Below are 19,262 nucleotides of genomic sequence, written 5' to 3'. Positions count from 1 at the left end.
ATGTATTCCCTATTTAAGTTTTATTATTTTACTTCGCTACCCGGCTTCACCTCACGTCCCGGCATGATAACTGCCAGACTGCCGTCGTTGTTTTCGGCACTTAGAATCATGCCTTCGCTGATGATGCCTTTCAGTTTGCGCGGAGCAAGGTTGGCGATGAAGCAAACCTGTTTGCCTACCAGTTCTTCCGGTTGATAATGCTTGGCAATGCCCGATACGATGGTACGTGTTTCCAGTCCGTCGTCGATTTTGAATTGCAGCAATTTATCCGCTTTCGGCACTTTCTGACATTCAAGAATGGTACCTACACGGATATCCAGTTTCGTGAAGTCGTCGAATTCGATGTTCGGACGGATTGGATTAGCCTTGTAATTGGCTTCTTCGTTTGCTTTCTTTGTATCGAGCAATTTTTGTACTTGTGCTTCGATAGTAGCGTCTTCAATCTTTTCGAACAATAATTCCGGTTTGTTCAACTGGTGACCTACAGGGAGAAGGTTGTCACGTCCCAATTCAGACCATTCGAAAGTATCCATGTTCAGCATTTTGCGGAGTTTTTCCGAGCTGAACGGCAGGAACGGGTCGAAAGCGATGGCAAGGTTGGCAACCAGTTGCAGGGAGATGTTGAGGATGGTACCTACACGCTCCATATCTGTTTTTGCCAGTTTCCACGGTTCGGTGTCGGCCAGGTATTTGTTGCCGATACGTGCCAGGTTCATGGCTTCTTTCTGTGCGTCGCGGAATTTGAATACGTCGAGCAGTTTTTCCACTTCTGCTTTTACGTCTGCAAATTCTTTCAGTGTTTCCTTGTCGTAGTCGGTCAGTTCACCTTGTGCAGGTACGCGCCCGTCGAAGTATTTTTGAGTCAATACCATTGCACGGTTCACGAAGTTGCCGTATACGGCTACCAGTTCGTTGTTATTGCGTGCCTGGAAGTCTTTCCAGGTGAAGTCGTTGTCTTTTGTTTCCGGTGCGTTGGCGGTCAGTACGTAGCGGAGTACGTCCTGTTTGCCGGGGAAGTCCGCCAGGTATTCGTGCAACCATACAGCCCAGTTGCGGGAAGTGGAGATTTTGTCTCCTTCGAGGTTAAGGAATTCGTTGCTCGGCACGTTGTCCGGCAGGATATAGCTGCCTTCTGCTTTCAGCATGGCGGGGAATACGATGCAGTGGAACACGATGTTGTCTTTTCCGATGAAATGGATCAGGCGGGTTTCAGGATCTTTCCACCAGGTTTCCCAGCTGTCGGGGAGAAGTTCTTTGGTGTTGGATATGTAGCCGATAGGTGCGTCAAACCATACATAAAGCACTTTTCCTTCTGCTCCTTCTACGGGAACAGGGATACCCCAGTCGAGGTCACGGCTCACGGCACGTGGTTGCAGTCCCATGTCGAGCCAGCTTTTGCATTGGCCGTATACGTTCGGACGCCATTCTTTGTGATCTTCCAGAATCCATTTGCGCAGCCATCCTTCGTGCTTGTCGAGAGGAAGATACCAGTGTTTGGTTTCTTTCATCACCGGTTTGCTGCCGCTGATAGCACTTTTCGGGTTGATAAGATCCGTAGGAGAAAGTGAGGTTCCGCATTTTTCGCATTGGTCGCCGTAAGCGCCTTCGGAATGGCAGTGGGGACATTCTCCAGTGATATAACGGTCGGCAAGGAATGTTTTTGCTTCCTCGTCGTAATATTGTTCAGACGTTTTCTCGATGAATTCGCCTTTATCGTATAATGTTTTGAAGAAATCCGAAGCCAATTGGTGATGCGTCGGTGAAGTGGTGCGGCTATACACGTCGAATGAGATACCGAATTCTTCGAATGATTTTTTTATCAGCGAATGATAACGGTCTACTACATCCTGCGGAGTAATTCCTTCTTTCTTGGCACGAATCGTGATAGGTACCCCGTGCTCGTCCGAACCTCCGATGAATAATACATCTTCTTTTTTCAGACGCAGATAACGCACATAAATGTCTGCTGGTACGTATACACCAGCCAAGTGACCGATATGGACAGGACCGTTCGCATACGGCAGTGCCGATGTGACGGTGGTTCTTTTGAATTTCTTTTCCATTATATAGTGTGATTTTTGTTGTTTTCAACTTTGTAATGTGCAAAGATAATGACTTTTCACCACAGATTACACGGATTAACACAGATTATTTCATTGAAAAGTGGTCACAGAATGAAACAGGAACGTTTCGTAATAAAAAAACAGGTAAAAAGAAAGTGTTTTACCCTGATATAAGTTGGCTAGAAAATAGCCAATTTGTATCGGGGTATTTTTATATTTTCTATTATGTTCTATTTTTAAGATTGAAACAGATTAGGAGTATCTAAACTGTATTCTAATAAAAGAAGTGACGTATAAAATACTGTATGAATATGCGGAATAAGTCATCTTTCTTGAATACAAATGAGTGAATATTCATGATTGTTGATAGAATCATGAATCATTTCTTTTAAAGGAAGACTTCGTTCCTTTTAAAGAAACGGTTTATTGGTCAGTGAGAAGTGCTTCCTTGCTTTTAAACGAAAGGACAAAAGGGTATTTAGAATACTTGTTTTGTGCTGGTTGCTGTCGAATAGGTAACATGTGAGTTGTTTCTATTTGAACTTATATTTGCAATAATCTGCTCCTGAAATTAGGAATTTTGCCTTTTTGATGTTGAATCGAATGATTTAAAGTCTGTTTTGTGTGAATATGGATTATGCAACTTGCTTATCCTTCAAGTTTTCCAATATACTCCGGACTCATCTTGTATATTTTTGATTCTGTATGAGTTTTATGTCCATTTTTTCTGCATAAAGTAATATTCTGTTCTAATGATAAGAATTACATGGTAAGATTATAGCTTTGCATTTCAATAAGTCAGTATAATCTATATAATTTCTTGCTCATTTCCTCTTTTATCATCTATTTACATCTATATTTCTCCCCTTTTTCTTTCTTTTTTCTCGTAAGAAAGAATATATTTGTACCTAAGTTAAACGAAAACCAAAGCATGATATGATAACAACCCAGTTGCTTCGTCCTGAAAGCATTGTCGTAGTAGGGGCATCGAATAATGTGCATAAGCCGGGTGGCGCAATATTAAAGAATTTGATAAACGGAGGTTATCAGGGAGAACTTCGGGCGGTGAATCCGAAGGAAAAGGAAGTGCAGGGAGTTCCCGCCTTTGCGGATGTGAATGATCTGCCGGACACAGATCTGGCGGTGTTGGCTGTGCCTGCTTCGATGTGTCCTGATATGGTGGAAACATTGGCTAGCAAGAAACAAACCAGGGCATTTATTATACTCTCGGCTGGTTTTGGTGAAGAAACCCACGAAGGGGCGCTGTTGGAAGAACGTATTTTGGAAACAGTTAATAAATACGGCGCTTCACTGATTGGTCCTAATTGCATTGGATTGATGAATACATGGCATCATAGTGTATTCAGCCAGCCGATTCCTAACTTAAACCCCAAAGGGGTGGACTTGATTTCCAGCTCCGGTGCTACGGCGGTATTTATTCTCGAAAGTGCCGTAACAAAAGGTTTGCAGTTCAATTCAGTCTGGTCGGTGGGAAACGCCAAGCAGATCGGTGTAGAAGATGTATTGCAATTTATGGATGAGAACTTCGATCCCGAAACGGATTCTCATCTGAAACTACTCTATATTGAAAGTATTCAGAATCCGGACAGGCTGTTATTTCATGCTTCGTCTTTGATTAGAAAAGGGTGCAAGATTGCGGCAATCAAAGCCGGAAGTTCGGAGAGCGGAAGCCGGGCGGCATCTTCCCATACAGGAGCAATCGCCAGTTCCGATTCGGCAGTAGAGGCTTTGTTCCGTAAAGCAGGCATTGTGCGTTGCTTCTCTCGTGAAGAATTGACTACTGTGGGTTGCGTGTTTACTTTACCCGAATTGAAAGGAAAGAATTTTGCCATTATCACTCATGCCGGAGGGCCGGGAGTGATGCTGACAGATGCGTTGAGTAAAGGCGGACTGAATGTGCCTAAGCTGGAGGGAGAAGTAGCCGAGGAACTAAAAGCTCAACTATTTCCCGGTGCTGCCGTCGGAAATCCTATTGATATTCTGGCTACCGGAACACCGGAACATCTGCGCCTTTGCATTGACTACTGCGAGGAAAAGCTTGACAATATAGACGCCATGATGGCTATCTTCGGAACTCCGGGATTGGTTACTATGTTTGAAATGTATGATGTGCTTCACGAAAAGATGCAGACTTGCAAGAAACCGATTTTTCCCATTCTTCCTTCCATTAATACAGCCGGAGCAGAGGTTTCCGCCTTCCTGGCAAAAGGGCATGTGAATTTTGCAGACGAAGTGACCTTGGGTACTGCCCTTTCACGTATCGTCAATGCTCCTAAACCGGCAGTTCCTGAAATAGAACTGTTCGGAGTGGACGTTCCGAGGATTCGTCGTATTATTGATTCTATTCCGGAGGATGGTTATATCGCTCCCAATTATGTACAGGCATTGTTGCACGCTGCCGGTATTCCGTTGGTAGATGAATTTGTTTCCGACAATAAAGAGGAGATAGTAGCTTTTGCCCGTCGGTGCGGATTTCCGGTAGTTGCCAAGGTTGTTGGTCCTGTGCACAAATCAGATGTCGGTGGTGTCGTTTTGAACATTAAAAGTGAGCAACATCTGGCACTGGAATTCGATCGTATGATGCAGATACTTGATGCAAGAGCAATTATGGTACAGCCGATGCTGAAAGGTACGGAACTGTTTGTTGGCGCAAAATATGAAGAGAAGTTCGGTCACGTGGTACTTTGTGGTTTGGGAGGTATTTTTGTGGAGGTGCTGAAAGATGTATCTTCCGGTTTGGCTCCGCTTTCTTACGAAGAAGCTTATTCAATGATTCATTCTTTGCGTGCTTATAAAATCATTCAGGGAACACGTGGGCAAAAGGGAGTCAACGAAGATAAATTTGCTGAAATTATTGTCCGTTTGTCCACTTTACTACGTTTCGCTACAGAGATCAAAGAAATGGATATAAATCCGCTCTTAGCAACAGAAAAGGCCGTTGTAGCAGTTGACGCGCGTATCAGGATAGAAAAATAGGACTATTCTTTCATTCATTGAGACATATTTACTATCTTTCCGCTGTGATTTTGCCTACATTTGGTAACTCAAACGGAAGGATAGAAAATACGTATATTTATGAAGAAAGTTCTCATATTTTTAATCTGTTTAATCGGCTATCAGATCGGCTGCCATGCGCAAATGGCGGACGAGCATTATTATTTCAAAAATCTTAGTGTACAGAACGGGTTATCTCAAAATACGGTCAATGCGATTTTGCAGGATAAGCAGGGCTTTATGTGGTTCGGCACAAAAGATGGTTTGAATAGATATGACGGTTTGTCATTCCGCAAATTCAAACATGATGACCGCACACGGCGGAGCATTGGTAATAATTTTATCACAGCTCTTTATGAGGACTCAAAAGGAGATATCTGGGTAGGTACGGATGTAGGACTTTATATCTATCATCCGGAAAAAGATTCTTTCCGGCATTTTGCTGAATTGAGCATAGAAAATACGAAAATTGAACATACCGTAACTGCAATTTCCGGAGACAATAAGGGATGTGTCTGGGTAGCGGTAGAGTCACAGGGATTATTTTGTTATGATTTGGAGGAAGGAAAGCTCCGGAATTATACATTGAAGAACTTTCCTTTTATCTCCACCAATGTTCAGTCTTTTGTTTTCGATAATAGCGGAACTCTTTGGATTGGTTGCTATGGTGATGGACTTTTCTTTTCGAAAGACCGTTTGCAAACCCTTCATCCTTATGTCTCGCCTGTAGACAATCAAAAAACTTATGAGAATGATGTCGTGATAGGCCTGGTGAAAGGAGCATATAATTGTCTATATGTAGGCTCTTTAAAGGGAGGAGTAAAAGAACTGAACCTGACCTCTAACAAACTACATGACTTACTTTCAGAGGATGAAAATGGAGAGTCTGTTTTTTGTCGCGAACTGCTGGTCGCTTCTGATAATGAATTGTGGATTGGTGCAGAATCGGGACTCTATATTTATAATCTTCGAATGGGTAAATATGTTCATTTGCGCAGTTCGATCAACGACCCTTATTCTTTGTCCGATAATGCTATTTATTCCTTGTGTAAGGATCGAGAGGGTGGTATCTGGATTGGATCTTATTTTGGAGGTGTGAACTACTATCCGCGTTTTTATACGTATTTTGAAAAATATTATCCCAAAGGAACAGATAATGGTTTGCATGGAAAACGGGTACGTGAGTTTTGCCAGGATAATCAGGGTATTCTGTGGATTGGTACGGAAGACGGCGGTTTGAACCGTTTCAACCCGAAGACCAAGACTTTTTCCTTTTTTACCCCTAGCAGTGCTTTTACCAATGTGCATGGTCTGTGTTTGATTGATAACCATCTTTGGGTAGGAACCTTCTCAAAAGGAGTGAAAGTAGTAGATACGCGTACGGGAGCTATCGTGAAAACCTATCAGAAAACAGACTCTCCCCGTTCATTGATAGACAATAGCGTGTTCTCTATTTGCCGCACAACGACGGGTGATATTTATCTGGGTACTTTATTCGGTTTGCTGCGATACAACAGACAATCTGATGATTTTGACCGGATACCGGAACTGAACGGCAGGTTTGTATATGATATAAAGGAAGATTCCGGTGGTAATCTATGGCTGGCAACTTATGCAAATGGAGCTTATTGCTACAATGTGAGCGAAAAGAAATGGAAGAACTATTTGCACGATGAAAATAATCCGAAGAGCCTTCCGTATGACAAGGTATTGAGCATCTTTGAAGACTCTCACCGGCAAATCTGGCTGACTACCCAAGGAGGGGGATTCTGTCGTTTTCAGCCGGATACGGAGACTTTTGCCAATTATAATTTGTCGGCCGGATTGCCGAACGATGTTGTATATCAGATTGTGGAGGACAAAGAAGGATTTTTGTGGTTGACAACCAACAACGGTCTGGTTTGCTTCCAACCTACCACCGGAGTGATGAAAGTATATACCACCTCTAATGGCTTGTTGGGCGACCAGTTTAATTATCGTTCAAGCTTTGAAACCGAAGATGGTACGATCTATCTGGGTAGCATCGATGGTTTTATCGCTTTTAATCCCAAGAATTTCTCGGAGAATAAGTTCATTCCGTCTGTTGCCATTACTGATTTCTTTCTGTTTGGTAAGGAGGTGTATGCCGGCGAACCGGGATCTCCGTTAGAGAAGAGTATAACTTTCTCCGACCAGCTTGTGCTCCAGTCCAATCAGAATTCTTTTTCTTTCCGTGTAGCAGCGTTGGATTTCCAGGCTCCGAAAACGAGCCGGATTATGTATAAACTGGAGGGCTTTGATACGGATTGGCTGACGGTTGGCGAAAGCCCTATCGTTACTTATTCCAATCTTCGTTACGGTGATTATACCTTCCGGGTAAAGGTTGCTAATAGCGACGGTGTATGGAGTGACGACGAAGTGTCATTAGGGGTACATATTCTTCCTCCTTTTTACCTCTCTATATGGGCGTATTGTGTGTATGCTCTGCTGATTATCGGCTGCTCCCTGTATACGGTTATGTATTTCAAGAGACGCAGTAACAGCAAACACCGCAGGCAGATGGAGAAATTCGAGCAGGAGAAGGAACGTGAAGTTTATCATGCAAAGATTGATTTCTTTACGAATGTGGCCCACGAGATACGTACACCGTTGACGCTGATTAAAGGTCCTTTGGAAAACATCATATTGAAGAAACAGGTCGATGCGGAAACGAGGGAAGACTTGAATGTAATGAAGCAGAATACGGAACGGTTGTTGAACCTGACTAACCAGTTGCTTGATTTCCGTAAAACGGAAAGTCAGGGATTCCGCCTGAATTTTGCGAAATGTAATGTAACGGAGGTGCTGAAAGAGACTCATGTGCGTTTTACTTCCCTTGCCAAACAGAAAGGCTTGGAGTTTACTTTGCAAGTGCCCGAGGAGGATTTCTATGCGCATGTGAACCGGGAGGCGTTTACGAAGATTATCAGTAATCTGTTGAATAATGGGGTGAAGTATGCTGAAAGCTACGTACACATATCTTTGGAAGTGCCGGAAACGGATGACAACAATTCATTCTGTATTCGTACGGAGAATGATGGAGTGATTATTCCCAATGAGATGAAGGAGGAAATATTCAAGCCTTTCGTTCGTTTCAATGAAAAAGAAGACGGCAAGGTGACTACCGGAACAGGAATCGGCTTGGCTCTTTCCCGTTCATTGGCTGAACTGCATCAAGGGACTTTAGCTATGGGAGAAGGGGAAGAAAATAATACCTTCTGTTTGATTTTGCCGATTGTTCAGGACATGACAATAACCTTAACCCCGGAACCGGAAGTTGAAATAGACAGGATGAATGAAATTCCTGTTGGAGAGACGGAAAAGAAAGATAACCGGCCTACAGTGCTGGTTGTAGAAGATAATCCGGATATGCTTGCCTTTGTAGTGCGTCAGCTATCGAAAGAATATACTGTATTGACTGCCACTAATGGTGCGGAAGCGTTGCAAGTGTTGGATGGTAATTATGTGAACTTGGTGGTTAGTGATGTTGTGATGCCTGTGATGGATGGTTTTGAATTGTGTAAGACGATCAAGTCAGATTTGAATTATAGCCATATTCCCGTTATTTTGTTGACTGCGAAGACGAATATCCAGTCTAAGATAGAGGGAATGGAATTGGGAGCAGACGCATATCTGGAGAAACCTTTCTCTGTGGAATATTTGCAGGCTTGTGCTTCCAGCCTTATTCAGAATAGAGAGAAACTACGTAAGGCTTTTGCACAGTCTCCTTTTGTGGCTGCCAATACGATGGCGTTGACAAAAGCTGACGAAGATTTTATAAAGAAGTTGAATGAGGTTATCCAAGTGAATTATAGTAATCCGGAATTTAGCATGGATGATATGGCGGATAGCCTGAATATGAGCCGTTCCAATTTCTATCGGAAGATAAAGGGCGTCTTGGATTTGAGTCCGAATGAATATCTTCGTCTGGAGCGTTTAAAGAGAGCTGCTCAATTATTGAAAGAAGGAGAAAACCGGGTAAATGAGATTTGCTATATGGTAGGGTTTAATTCTCCGTCTTATTTTGCCAAGTGTTTCCAGAAGCAATTTGGAGTGTTACCCAAAGATTTTGTAAGTTAATATTAATTTATAGCTATAAAGATAAGGTAAAAAGGAGCTTTTAAAGGAATGATTTGATGAAAAAGTATGTAAATTTGTTCGTTTTCGTATTCATGATAGGTGCTTGTCTTTCGCAGGGGAGAGCACAGACAAAGTCTGCGGTGAGTTATAAGAATCCGGTTGTAGATATTGCCATGCCCGACCCTACGGTGATTAAAGCTGCAGATGGTTACTTTTATGTGTATGCTACCGAATCTACCAGAAACGTTCCGATCATGAAGTCGAAAGATTTGGTGGAATGGACGTATTGCAACACTGCATTCACGAATAAAACTCGTCCCAGGTTTGAACCTAAAGCTGGAATCTGGGCACCTGACATTAATTATATTAACGGTAAATATGTGCTTTATTATGCAATGTCGGTGTGGGGAGGAGAACAAACGTGCGGAATTGGGGTAGCTACGGCCAACTCTCCGCAGGGACCTTTTACGGATCATGGTAAGATGTTCCGCAGTAATGAGATTGGTGTACAGAACTCGATCGATCCCAGTCTCCTGCAGTATGAGGGGAGAAACTATTTGGTATGGGGCAGCTTCCGGGGAATATATGTTATTGAACTGACTGCGGATGGGCTGTCGATCATGTCGGGAGCGAAAAAAAAGAGAATAGCGGGAACTGCTTTTGAAGCTGTTTATATCCATAAGCACGGTGATTATTATTATATGTTTGCCTCCATAGGAAGTTGTTGTCAAGGAGTGAAAAGTACATATAAAGTCGTAGTGGGACGTTCCAAGAAAGTATGGGGCCCGTACAAAGACAAGACTGGTAAACCGATGTTGAAAAATGGTTATTCTTTGGTGATAGGTGCGAATGATCATTTTGTAGGCAATGGGCACGGTTCGCAGATTATCCAGGATGATGCCGGACAAGACTGGCTTCTGTATCATGGATTTTCAAGATCAACTCCGGAGAACGGACGTATTCTGTTGTTGGACCAGATCAAGTGGGACCAAGAAGGTTGGCCTTACGTAGAGGGAGGATCTCCTTCTTACGAAACACAAAAAGCACCTGTATTTAATAACTGATTTTCAAATAAACCAATTATAATCTTAAATACCACAAGCATGAAACATACCCCTATTAGCAGGCGGGATTTTCTAAAGAATTTAGGCATAGCCGGGGCTGGCACTCTTCTTGCAGCAAGCCCTTGGCTTTCTGCTTTTTCGGAGGTGATGAACACCTCAAACGAAAAGTGTCGTTTGGCAATTATCGGTCCCGGTTCCCGGGGACAGTTTTTAATGGGATTTCTGACTAAAAATCCTAAAGTCGATATTGTTGCATTGTGCGACATTTATAAACCGTCTATTGAAAAAGCACTGAAGCTCGTTCCTAATGCCAAGGTGTACGGTGACTATCGAGAAGTGTTGGAAGATAAGTCGATAGATGCCATACTCGTGGCTACTCCTCTTAGTTCGCATTGTAAGGTAGTGCTGGATGCTTTTGACGCAGGAAAGCACGTTTTTTGCGAAAAGTCGATAGGTTTCACGATGGAGGAATGTTATCGTATGTATCAGAAACACCGTAGCACGGGAAAAATATTCTTCACAGGGCAACAGCGTCTGTTCGATCCTCGTTACATTAAAGCAATGGAGATGATTCATGCGGGTACCTTCGGTGAAATAAATGCAATCCGTACCTTCTGGAACCGGAATGGGGATTGGAGACGTTCGGTACCTTCACCCAATCTGGAACGTCTGATAAACTGGCGTCTTTACAAGGAGTTCTCAAAAGGATTGATGACGGAACTCGCTTGCCATCAGCTTCAGATCGGAAGCTGGGCTTTGCGTAAGATACCCGAAAAGGTGATGGGACACGGTGCCATCACTTATTGGAAAGATGGCAGGGATGTGTATGACAATGTGAGTTGTGTATATGTGTTTGATGATGGGGTAAAGATGACATTCGATTCTGTCATTTCCAATAAATTCTATGGACTGGAAGAACAGATCATGGGTAATCTCGGAACGGTAGAACCGGAAAAGGGAAAATATTACTTTGAGAGTGTAGCTCCTGCACCGGCCTTCCTGCAGATGGTGAATGACTGGGAGAACAAGGTATTCGATTCTCTGCCTTTTGCCGGAACAAGCTGGGCACCGGAAACTGCAAACGAAAACAAAGGAGAATTCATTATCGGAGAACGTCCCAAGAGCGATGGTACATCATTGTTGTTGGAAGCTTTTGTTGAGGCCGTCATAACACAAAAACAACCTAAAAACATCGCGGAAGAAGGATATTATGCAAGTATGCTCTGTTTGTTGGGACATCAGGCATTGGAAGAAGAACGGACGCTCTATTTCCCTGATGAGTATAAAATAGACTATCTGAACCATCAATCTGTAAAAACACCCGAAGCAATATGAAAGACACGATTGTAACCGCACGACGTAAGAAAATTGAGTTAATCACTTTACTCGTTTGTTTCGTAGTATCTAATTTGATACATCTTTATGCAATTATTGCTTATCATGCGCCATTTACGGAGATGATAACGTCTATTTTTTATATAATTATATTTACTTTTGTGCTTTATGCTTGTTGGGGGATTTTGCGCCTTTTATTTTATGGAATGCAAGCACTATTTAAAAAGAAGGGCAGGAGTTGATAGTTTTCCTATATAATTTTAAAAGAAGAACTTAATCAATATCAATGAAAATGAATAATTTATGGTAACACGAAGGGATTTTTTGAAAACGATGTCGATGGCTTCAGCCGGATTGGCATTAGGAACCGGTGATTTATTACATGCGCAAACCGCTTCACCTAAAAAAGGAAGAGGTGACAAAGTGAAAATTGCTTATATCGGCATTGGTAACCGTGGAGAGCAGATTATTGAAGACTTTGCACGGACAGGTATGGTGGAAGTGGTGGCTTTATGTGATGTAGATATGGGTGCCAAACATACACAAAAGATAATGGCTAAATATCCGAAAGCAAAGCAGTTTAGGGATTTCCGCCAAATGTTTGATAAGGCCGGTAACGAATTTGATGCTGTAGCAATTGCTACTCCTGACCATTCGCATTTTCCGATCAGTATGCTGGCTTTGGCTTCCGGAAAGCATGTATATGTGGAGAAACCGTTGGCACGTACTTTCTATGAAGCGGAACTGTTGATGCAAGCTGCGCTTAAACGTCCGAACCTGGTTACTCAAGTAGGAAATCAGGGACATTCTGAAGCAAACTATTTTCAGTTTAAAGCCTGGATGGATGCAGGAATTATCAAGGACGTTACTGCTATCACTGCCCACATGAATAACCCGCGCCGTTGGCATAAGTGGGACACTAATATCTATAAGCTTCCTTCGGGACAGCAACTGCCGAAAGATCTGGACTGGGACACTTGGCTCGGAGTTACTCCTTATCACGAGTATAATAAAGATTATCATTTGGGACAATGGCGTTGTTGGTATGATTTTGGTATGGGTGCATTGGGCGACTGGGGAGCACATATCCTCGACACGGCTCACGAATTCCTGGAACTGGGATTGCCATACGAAGTCACTATGCAATACGCAAATGGACATAATGATTATTTCTTCCCATATTCTTCCACGATTCTCTTCCGTTTCCCGCAACGTAAAGGAATGCCACCGGTAGATATTACCTGGTATGATGGTCTGGATAATCTTCCTCCTATTCCTGCTGGTTATGGAGTTTCGGGATTAGATCCGAACATCCCGGTAACTAATCAGGGAGATACTCCGAAATCTAAGTTGAATCCTGGAAAAATCATTTATACTAAGGATTTGATCTTCAAGGGTGGTAGTCATGGAAGCACTTTGTCTATTATTCCGGAAGAGAAAGCCAAAGAGATGGCAGACAAGTTGCCGGAGGTTCCTAAAAGTCCTTCCAATCACTTCGAGAATTTCTTGCTGGCATGTCAAGGTATTGAAAAGACACGCTCGCCGTTCGAAATCAATGGTGTGTTGAGCCAGGTATTCTCACTGGGTGTGATGGCTCAACGACTTAATACACAGTTGTTCTTTGACCCTCGTACGAAGCAGATTACAAATAATGAATTTGCTAATGCAATGCTGGCGGGACTTCCACCGCGTAAAGGTTGGGATGAATTTTATAAATTATAAATAGAAAATAGCCTTTTCCATTCCTTCTTCGAATATAAGGGAGTGGGAAAGACTAATCAATGATTATGAAGAAGAATATCGTATTAACTTTACTTTTATTCTGTGCCGCTTCTTTAGGTGCACAGAATTGGGAACCTCTTTTCAATGGAAAGAACCTGAAAGGATGGAAGAAATTGAATGGCAAAGCCGAGTATAAAATTGTAGATGGTGCCATTGTCGGTGTATCTAAAATGGGAACACCCAATACTTTTTTGGCAACGACAAAGAATTATGGTGACTTTATCCTTGAGTTTGACTTCAAGGTCGATGACGGTTTAAATTCCGGAGTACAGCTTCGTAGTGAAAGCAAGAAAGATTATAAGAAGGGTCGTGTACACGGTTATCAGTTTGAGATCGATCCTTCCAAACGCGCTTGGTCAGGTGGTATCTATGATGAGGCACGTAGAAACTGGCTTTATCCTTTGACGCTGAATCCGTCGGCAAAAACCGCTTTTAAGAATAACGCATGGAATAAAGCCCGTATTGAGGCTGTAGGTAACTCAATTCGTACTTGGATAAACGGAGTACCTTGTGCTAATATCTGGGATGATATGACTCCTGTGGGCTTCATTGCTTTGCAAGTGCACGCCATTGGAAATGCGGCAGATGAAGGTAAAACAGTTAGTTGGAAAGATATCCGCATTTGTACGACGGACGTAGAACGCTATCAGACACCGGAAGCGCAAGCTGCACCGGAAGTGAACCTGATTGCCAATACGATTTCTCCGAACGAAGCAAAAGAAGGATGGACTCTATTATGGGATGGCAAGACTACTGATGGATGGAGAGGAGCTAAACTTTCTACTTTCCCCGCAAAAGGCTGGAAGATAGAAGATGGTATTCTGAAAGTAATGAAGAGTGGTGGTGCTGAATCAGCTAATGGCGGTGATATTGTGACTACCCGTAAATACAAGAACTTTATTCTGAAAGTAGATTTTAAGATTACTGAAGGTGCAAATAGCGGAATTAAATATTTCGTAAACCCGGATATGAATAAAGGTGCAGGTTCTGCTATCGGTTGTGAATTCCAGATTCTTGATGATGACAAACATCCTGATGCAAAACTGGGTGTGAAAGGTAATAGAAAGCTAGGGTCGTTGTATGATTTGATTCCGGCTCCTAAGAATAAACCTTTCAACAAGAAAGAATTTAATACAGCTACCATTATCGTAAAAGGTAACCATGTAGAACATTGGTTGAACGGCGTTAAATTGATTGAATATGATCGTAACAATGATATGTGGAATGCATTGGTAGCATACAGTAAATATAAAAACTGGCCTAATTTCGGAAATCCGGAGGAAGGAAATATACTTCTTCAGGACCACGGAGACGAAGTGTGGTTCAAGAACGTGAAGATTAAAGAACTGAAATAAGGTGTATTCCATGTTATTGTGGGAGATACGTCAAAATTCCTTATGATTTTTACTCAGGCATGGATTACGCGGTTGCTATTTCATTGGAACAACCGTAAAATCCGTGTAATCTGTGCCTAATTTGTCCTACTATACGATGCAAGTCCCTATTCAACATATGTATAAACCATCCCATGAAGGTAATGGACTGCTTTATGCCTGGTTTCTTTCCATGCATACACGGGTGGATATTATCCTGTATAGCCAGAAAACGGAAAGAGAATTGTTGCTTGTGGTTAATCGTATTTATGACGCATTGTGCCGGTTGGAAAAGATGGCGAACTTTTATGATCCGGCCAGCGAATTGTCTTTTGTCAACCGAACTGCTCCGACTTCACCAGTTGTTCTTAGCGAAGAACTCTATTCAATGATTGATTTATGCCTGAAATATAACGGGAAGACTCTGGGGTGTTTTGATATTACAGTCCATTCGGAAAATTACAATCAGAACACGATACAATCGGTTCATTTATCAGTCGAAGATCATAGCATCTATTTCTCACAACCGGGAGTTACTGTCAACTTATCCGGCTTTCTTAAAGGGTATGCTTTGGATACAATTAAAAGCATACTGAATGAGTTTTTGATAGAGAATGCATTGATAAATATAGGAAACAGTTCCGTCCTTGCTTTAGGTAATCATCCGGTAGGATCGGGATGGAAAGTCAATAATATACTTCTTCATAATGAGTGTCTTACAACCTCCGGTAATGACTCTCCTGAACGTCGGCATATTGTTTCTCCTCGAAACGGGAAATTGGTGGAAGGCGTTCAACAGATAGCTGTGGTTACACCCGATGGAGCGATAGGAGAAATATTGTCTACCGCTTTGTTTGCTGCTGACGGCGAACAGCGTAGAGCTTTGATGGGTATATATGCACAATGTCGTGTATATATATATCCACCGTGCTGAATATATATACTCACCGTGCTGGTCATATATATCCACCATACTATATTGGCCATATATATCCAATGATACTATCTAATCAATTGCTAGGGTATAGATAGGAGCATAATTAATTGTTAACTACAGACAAATGCTCTAAAGTTAGTTATGACCTGATTTTTTTGTTTTTTGAGACAAAAATACTATTTGAGATAAATTTGCATTTGTAACTTTGTATTATAAAATTGATGTAACTATTGAAATATAACGTGGATAAAAGTAGATAGATTCAATATAAGCTTTATAATATTAACTCAAATTTATTTAGTATGAAAAACAAAAAAGAAGGTTTCACGTTTCGGGTAGGATTGTTCTTACTATTGGTGACTTTTTGTCTTGGTACAGTACAGGCTCAAAGTTCTAAAATTACGGGATATGTGAAAGATCAATCGGGTGAACCGCTGATTGGAGTAAATGTGATGGAAAAAGGGACCACTAATGGAACAGTAACCGATCTAAATGGGTTCTATAGCATTGTGGTAAAGGCTTCAAATGCTGTGTTGAATTTCAGTTATATTGGTTATAAGAATCAAGAAATCTCGGTAGCAGGTAAAAAACTGATTGACGTCACAATGAAAGATGATTCAGAGACGCTAGATGAAGTAGTTGTAGTGGGTTATGGTACGATGCGTAAAAAGGATTTAACAGGTTCGGTCGTTCAAGTTCGTCCTGATAAGATTGCCAATGAAAATCCTAAAACAGTTCAAGACATTTTACGTGGAACACCGGGATTAGTGGTAGGTTATGGTGAAGGTGATGCAGGCGCAAAAGGCGGCGGTGAGATGAAGATCCGTGGACAACGTTCCGTTTATACAGATGGTGGTCATAATAATCCATTGATTATCCTCGACGGTATGTTCTTTCAAGGAGAACTCTCGGAAATTAATCCGGATGATATTGGGCAAATAGATGTTTTGAAAGACGCGTCGGCAGCTGCTGTTTATGGAGCACAAGCTGCAAACGGTGTAATCATCATCACAACGAAAAAAGGTAAAAAAGGTAAGCCTGTGGTTAATTTCACAGCTAGTGTAGGTTTAACTCAAAAGGCTGCCTATCGTGATAGATGGCAAACTACGGACGAATATCTGCAACACTATGTAGACTGGAAAGAAAAAAACACTTATGGTGTGAATGCTGAAACAGGAGAATATGCAGCTTATTCAAGACCTGGTAATGAATATACTTCAAAGCCAGAGTATTTCCGAAATCCTAATAATTTGTCGGATGCAGTGTCTTTGGAACAGTGGCGTAATTATTCAACCAATCGGGAAGGAGAATCTGATCTTAGTATTTGGGCAAGGCGTTTAGGATTTAGATATGATACGGCTTTACTTGACAATCTTTTGTCGGGAAAGACCGTTGATTGGCAAGATGAAGCGTTTCGATTAGGTTTCAATCAAGACTATAATGTAAGCATTAGCGGTGCCGGCGATAAGGTGGATTATTACATGTCTTTAGGTTATCTGCGCAATGAAGGAGCGTTTGTCGACGATACTTATCGAGCTATCCGTGCAAACTTGAAACTAAATGCAAAAGTAACCAATTGGTTTGAAGTGGGTGCAAATATAAACTTTCAAGATCGTTCGGATGGTGAAATCGGCATGGATAAAGGTGGTTTTATGGAAAACAGTCCATACGCCATGTTGAAAGACGAAAATGGAAACTATACACAAGACCCCTTGATGTATCAATATGACCGTGCTAATGAAACAAACTGGTATTTTGAGAAGCAATATATTCAATTGGAAAAAGGGTATACTACATTGAATACTATCTTCAATGCTAAAGTAAAATTGCCTTTCAACATCACTTATCAGTTTAATATTGCGCCCCGTTTTCAATTTTTCTATGACCGTTATTTTACGTCTGCAGAAAGACCTAATTCCAATCCTAATGACCGTGGAACAAATCGGGAACAGGCCAAACGTTTTAATTGGTCTCTGAACAATACTATTACTTGGGATCAGACTTTTGCTAACAAGCACCATGTTATTTTGACATTTGTGCAAGAAGCGGAAGAACGCCAATATTGGTCAGACCGAATTGAAGCCCGTAATATTTTGCCATCTGACGCGCTTGGGTTCCATAACACCCAGAATGGAGATAAGTCTGTCAGTACATTCAGAACTGATGATAATCATCAAACGGCTGATGCATTGATGGCACGCGCATTCTATTCTTACGATGATCGTTATATGGTTACTGGTACCATCAGACGTGACGGCTATTCGGCTTTTGGGGCAAATAATCCTTATGCATGGTTTCCTTCCGGAGGTATAGCATGGTCATTCACTAATGAGGATTTTTTCCAAAAATATGCTCATATCATGAATAGTGGTAAACTGCGTGTTTCATACGGTAAAAATGGTAATCGTTCATTGGAAAATCCTTACGAAGCACTTGCCAATCTTTATCCGGGGGGTGGTAAAATGCAAGGTTATATCACTTCTTCAGGTGACTTATATTTAATGCGTTATTTGATGGCTCAACGTATGAAGAATCCGAATCTGCAATGGGAAAAAACACAATCGTGGAACTTTGCATTGGACTTTGGATTTTTAAATGACCGTATTACAGGTACATTGGAATATTATCGAATGAGTACCAAAGATATGATTATGAGACAACCTTTGTCTAACTTTACTGGATTTGAGAATATTACTACCAATTTAGGACAGGTGGATAATAGTGGTTTTGAGGTGGCATTGAATACTTTGAATATTGATAAGAAAAATTTCCAATGGAGCTCATCATTCAGTCTCTCATATAATAAAAACAGAATCAAACATTTGTTTGGTGATCGTCAAGATATAGTGGATGCCACTGGAAGTGTGGTAGGTTCAAGAGAAGCGGACTATGTGGCAGCCGGCTGGTTTATCGATAAGCCTATTAGTGCGATTTGGGATTATAAAGTGACGGGAATCTGGCAGAAAGATGAGGTTGAAGAAGCTAAAAAATACGGGCAGGTTCCTGGAGACCCGAAAGTATGGAACAATCCGGCTAACGACCAATACGATGCTGATGGTAATTTAGTAAAGGTTGTCTATAATAATGATGATAAAGTATTCCAAGGACAAACCGCCGCTCCGGTTACATGGGCATTGCGTAATGATTTCACCTTGTGGAAAGATTTAACCCTTTCTGTGAATATTTACTCTCGTATGGGGCATAAGAGTCTGGAAAGTATGTATTTGAACAATGATGACGACGGTGGCGGCATGACTTACAGATTGGTGAACAAGAATGCGAAGGAATATTGGACTGTAGACAATCCTACTAATAAATATGCACGTATCGAGGCGCAAGGCCCGGAAGGTGCAAAAGGTGCACGTAGATTATATAATCGTTCTTTCATTCGTTTAGAAAATATATCTGTCGGCTATACATTGCCTAGGGCTTGGACGGAAAAAATACAAATCGATCGTGTGAAAGTGTATGGCTCTGTTCGTAACGCAGCTGTATGGGCTAAAGATTGGGAAGGATATGGCGACCCTGAAACCGGAAATTTTGCATCTCGTATTTGGACGCTTGGACTTAATTTAACATTCTAATCTTTTAAACA

The 19,262-nt window shown here is 41.7% G+C and carries 10 protein-coding genes; 9 read left to right on the top strand and 1 reads right to left on the bottom strand.

Annotated features, from left to right (window positions below):
* Positions 1 to 23 precede the first annotated feature (23 nt).
* Positions 24 to 2,063, bottom strand: coding sequence for a methionine--tRNA ligase (gene metG, locus Bovatus_RS14640; RefSeq protein WP_004296589.1), 2,040 nt, complete (start codon positions 2,061 to 2,063; stop codon positions 24 to 26).
* Between the two features lie 936 nt (positions 2,064 to 2,999).
* On the opposite strand from metG, the gene Bovatus_RS14635 reads away from it, so the two are divergent.
* The 9 genes from Bovatus_RS14635 to Bovatus_RS14595 all read left to right on the top strand — a co-directional run bounded on the left by Bovatus_RS14635 (position 3,000) and on the right by Bovatus_RS14595 (position 19,251).
* Positions 3,000 to 5,060 carry an acetate--CoA ligase family protein gene (locus Bovatus_RS14635; RefSeq protein ID WP_004296587.1) on the top strand — a complete coding sequence of 687 codons (2,061 nt, stop codon included), beginning with the start codon at positions 3,000 to 3,002 and terminating at the stop codon, positions 5,058 to 5,060.
* 99 nt (positions 5,061 to 5,159) lie between these two features.
* Positions 5,160 to 9,176 (top strand): hybrid sensor histidine kinase/response regulator transcription factor, encoded by a 4,017-nt coding sequence (locus Bovatus_RS14630; RefSeq protein ID WP_004296586.1) that lies wholly within the window; start codon positions 5,160 to 5,162, stop codon positions 9,174 to 9,176.
* 56 nt (positions 9,177 to 9,232) lie between these two features.
* The gene (locus tag Bovatus_RS14625; protein ID WP_004296585.1) at positions 9,233 to 10,240 is read left to right on the top strand and encodes a family 43 glycosylhydrolase; all 1,008 of its coding nucleotides are present in this window, start codon (positions 9,233 to 9,235) and stop codon (positions 10,238 to 10,240) included.
* Positions 10,241 to 10,279: 39 nt separating this feature from the next.
* The gene (locus tag Bovatus_RS14620) at positions 10,280 to 11,575 is read left to right on the top strand and encodes a Gfo/Idh/MocA family oxidoreductase (RefSeq protein WP_004296584.1); all 1,296 of its coding nucleotides are present in this window, start codon (positions 10,280 to 10,282) and stop codon (positions 11,573 to 11,575) included.
* Positions 11,572 to 11,817 (top strand): hypothetical protein, encoded by a 246-nt coding sequence (locus Bovatus_RS25695; protein WP_004296583.1) that lies wholly within the window; start codon positions 11,572 to 11,574, stop codon positions 11,815 to 11,817. Before Bovatus_RS14620 ends, Bovatus_RS25695 begins: the two co-directional genes overlap by 4 nt.
* A gap of 61 nt (positions 11,818 to 11,878) precedes the next feature.
* Positions 11,879 to 13,297, top strand: a complete 1,419-nt coding sequence (locus tag Bovatus_RS14610) for a Gfo/Idh/MocA family oxidoreductase (RefSeq protein WP_004296582.1) — start codon at positions 11,879 to 11,881, stop codon at positions 13,295 to 13,297.
* A gap of 65 nt (positions 13,298 to 13,362) precedes the next feature.
* The gene (locus Bovatus_RS14605; RefSeq protein ID WP_004302557.1) at positions 13,363 to 14,712 is read left to right on the top strand and encodes a 3-keto-disaccharide hydrolase; all 1,350 of its coding nucleotides are present in this window, start codon (positions 13,363 to 13,365) and stop codon (positions 14,710 to 14,712) included.
* A 157-nt stretch (positions 14,713 to 14,869) separates the two neighbouring features.
* Positions 14,870 to 15,664 carry an FAD:protein FMN transferase gene (locus Bovatus_RS14600; protein ID WP_074704420.1) on the top strand — a complete coding sequence of 265 codons (795 nt, stop codon included), beginning with the start codon at positions 14,870 to 14,872 and terminating at the stop codon, positions 15,662 to 15,664.
* Positions 15,665 to 15,969: 305 nt separating this feature from the next.
* Positions 15,970 to 19,251, top strand: coding sequence for a SusC/RagA family TonB-linked outer membrane protein (locus tag Bovatus_RS14595; RefSeq protein ID WP_004296579.1), 3,282 nt, complete (start codon positions 15,970 to 15,972; stop codon positions 19,249 to 19,251).
* The last annotated feature ends 11 nt before the right edge of the window (positions 19,252 to 19,262 follow it).

This window comes from Bacteroides ovatus (assembly GCF_001314995.1).
In the GTDB taxonomy this organism is placed as follows: Bacteria; Bacteroidota; Bacteroidia; order Bacteroidales; family Bacteroidaceae; genus Bacteroides; species Bacteroides ovatus.
This window is presented reverse-complemented; position numbering and strand designations above follow the sequence as displayed.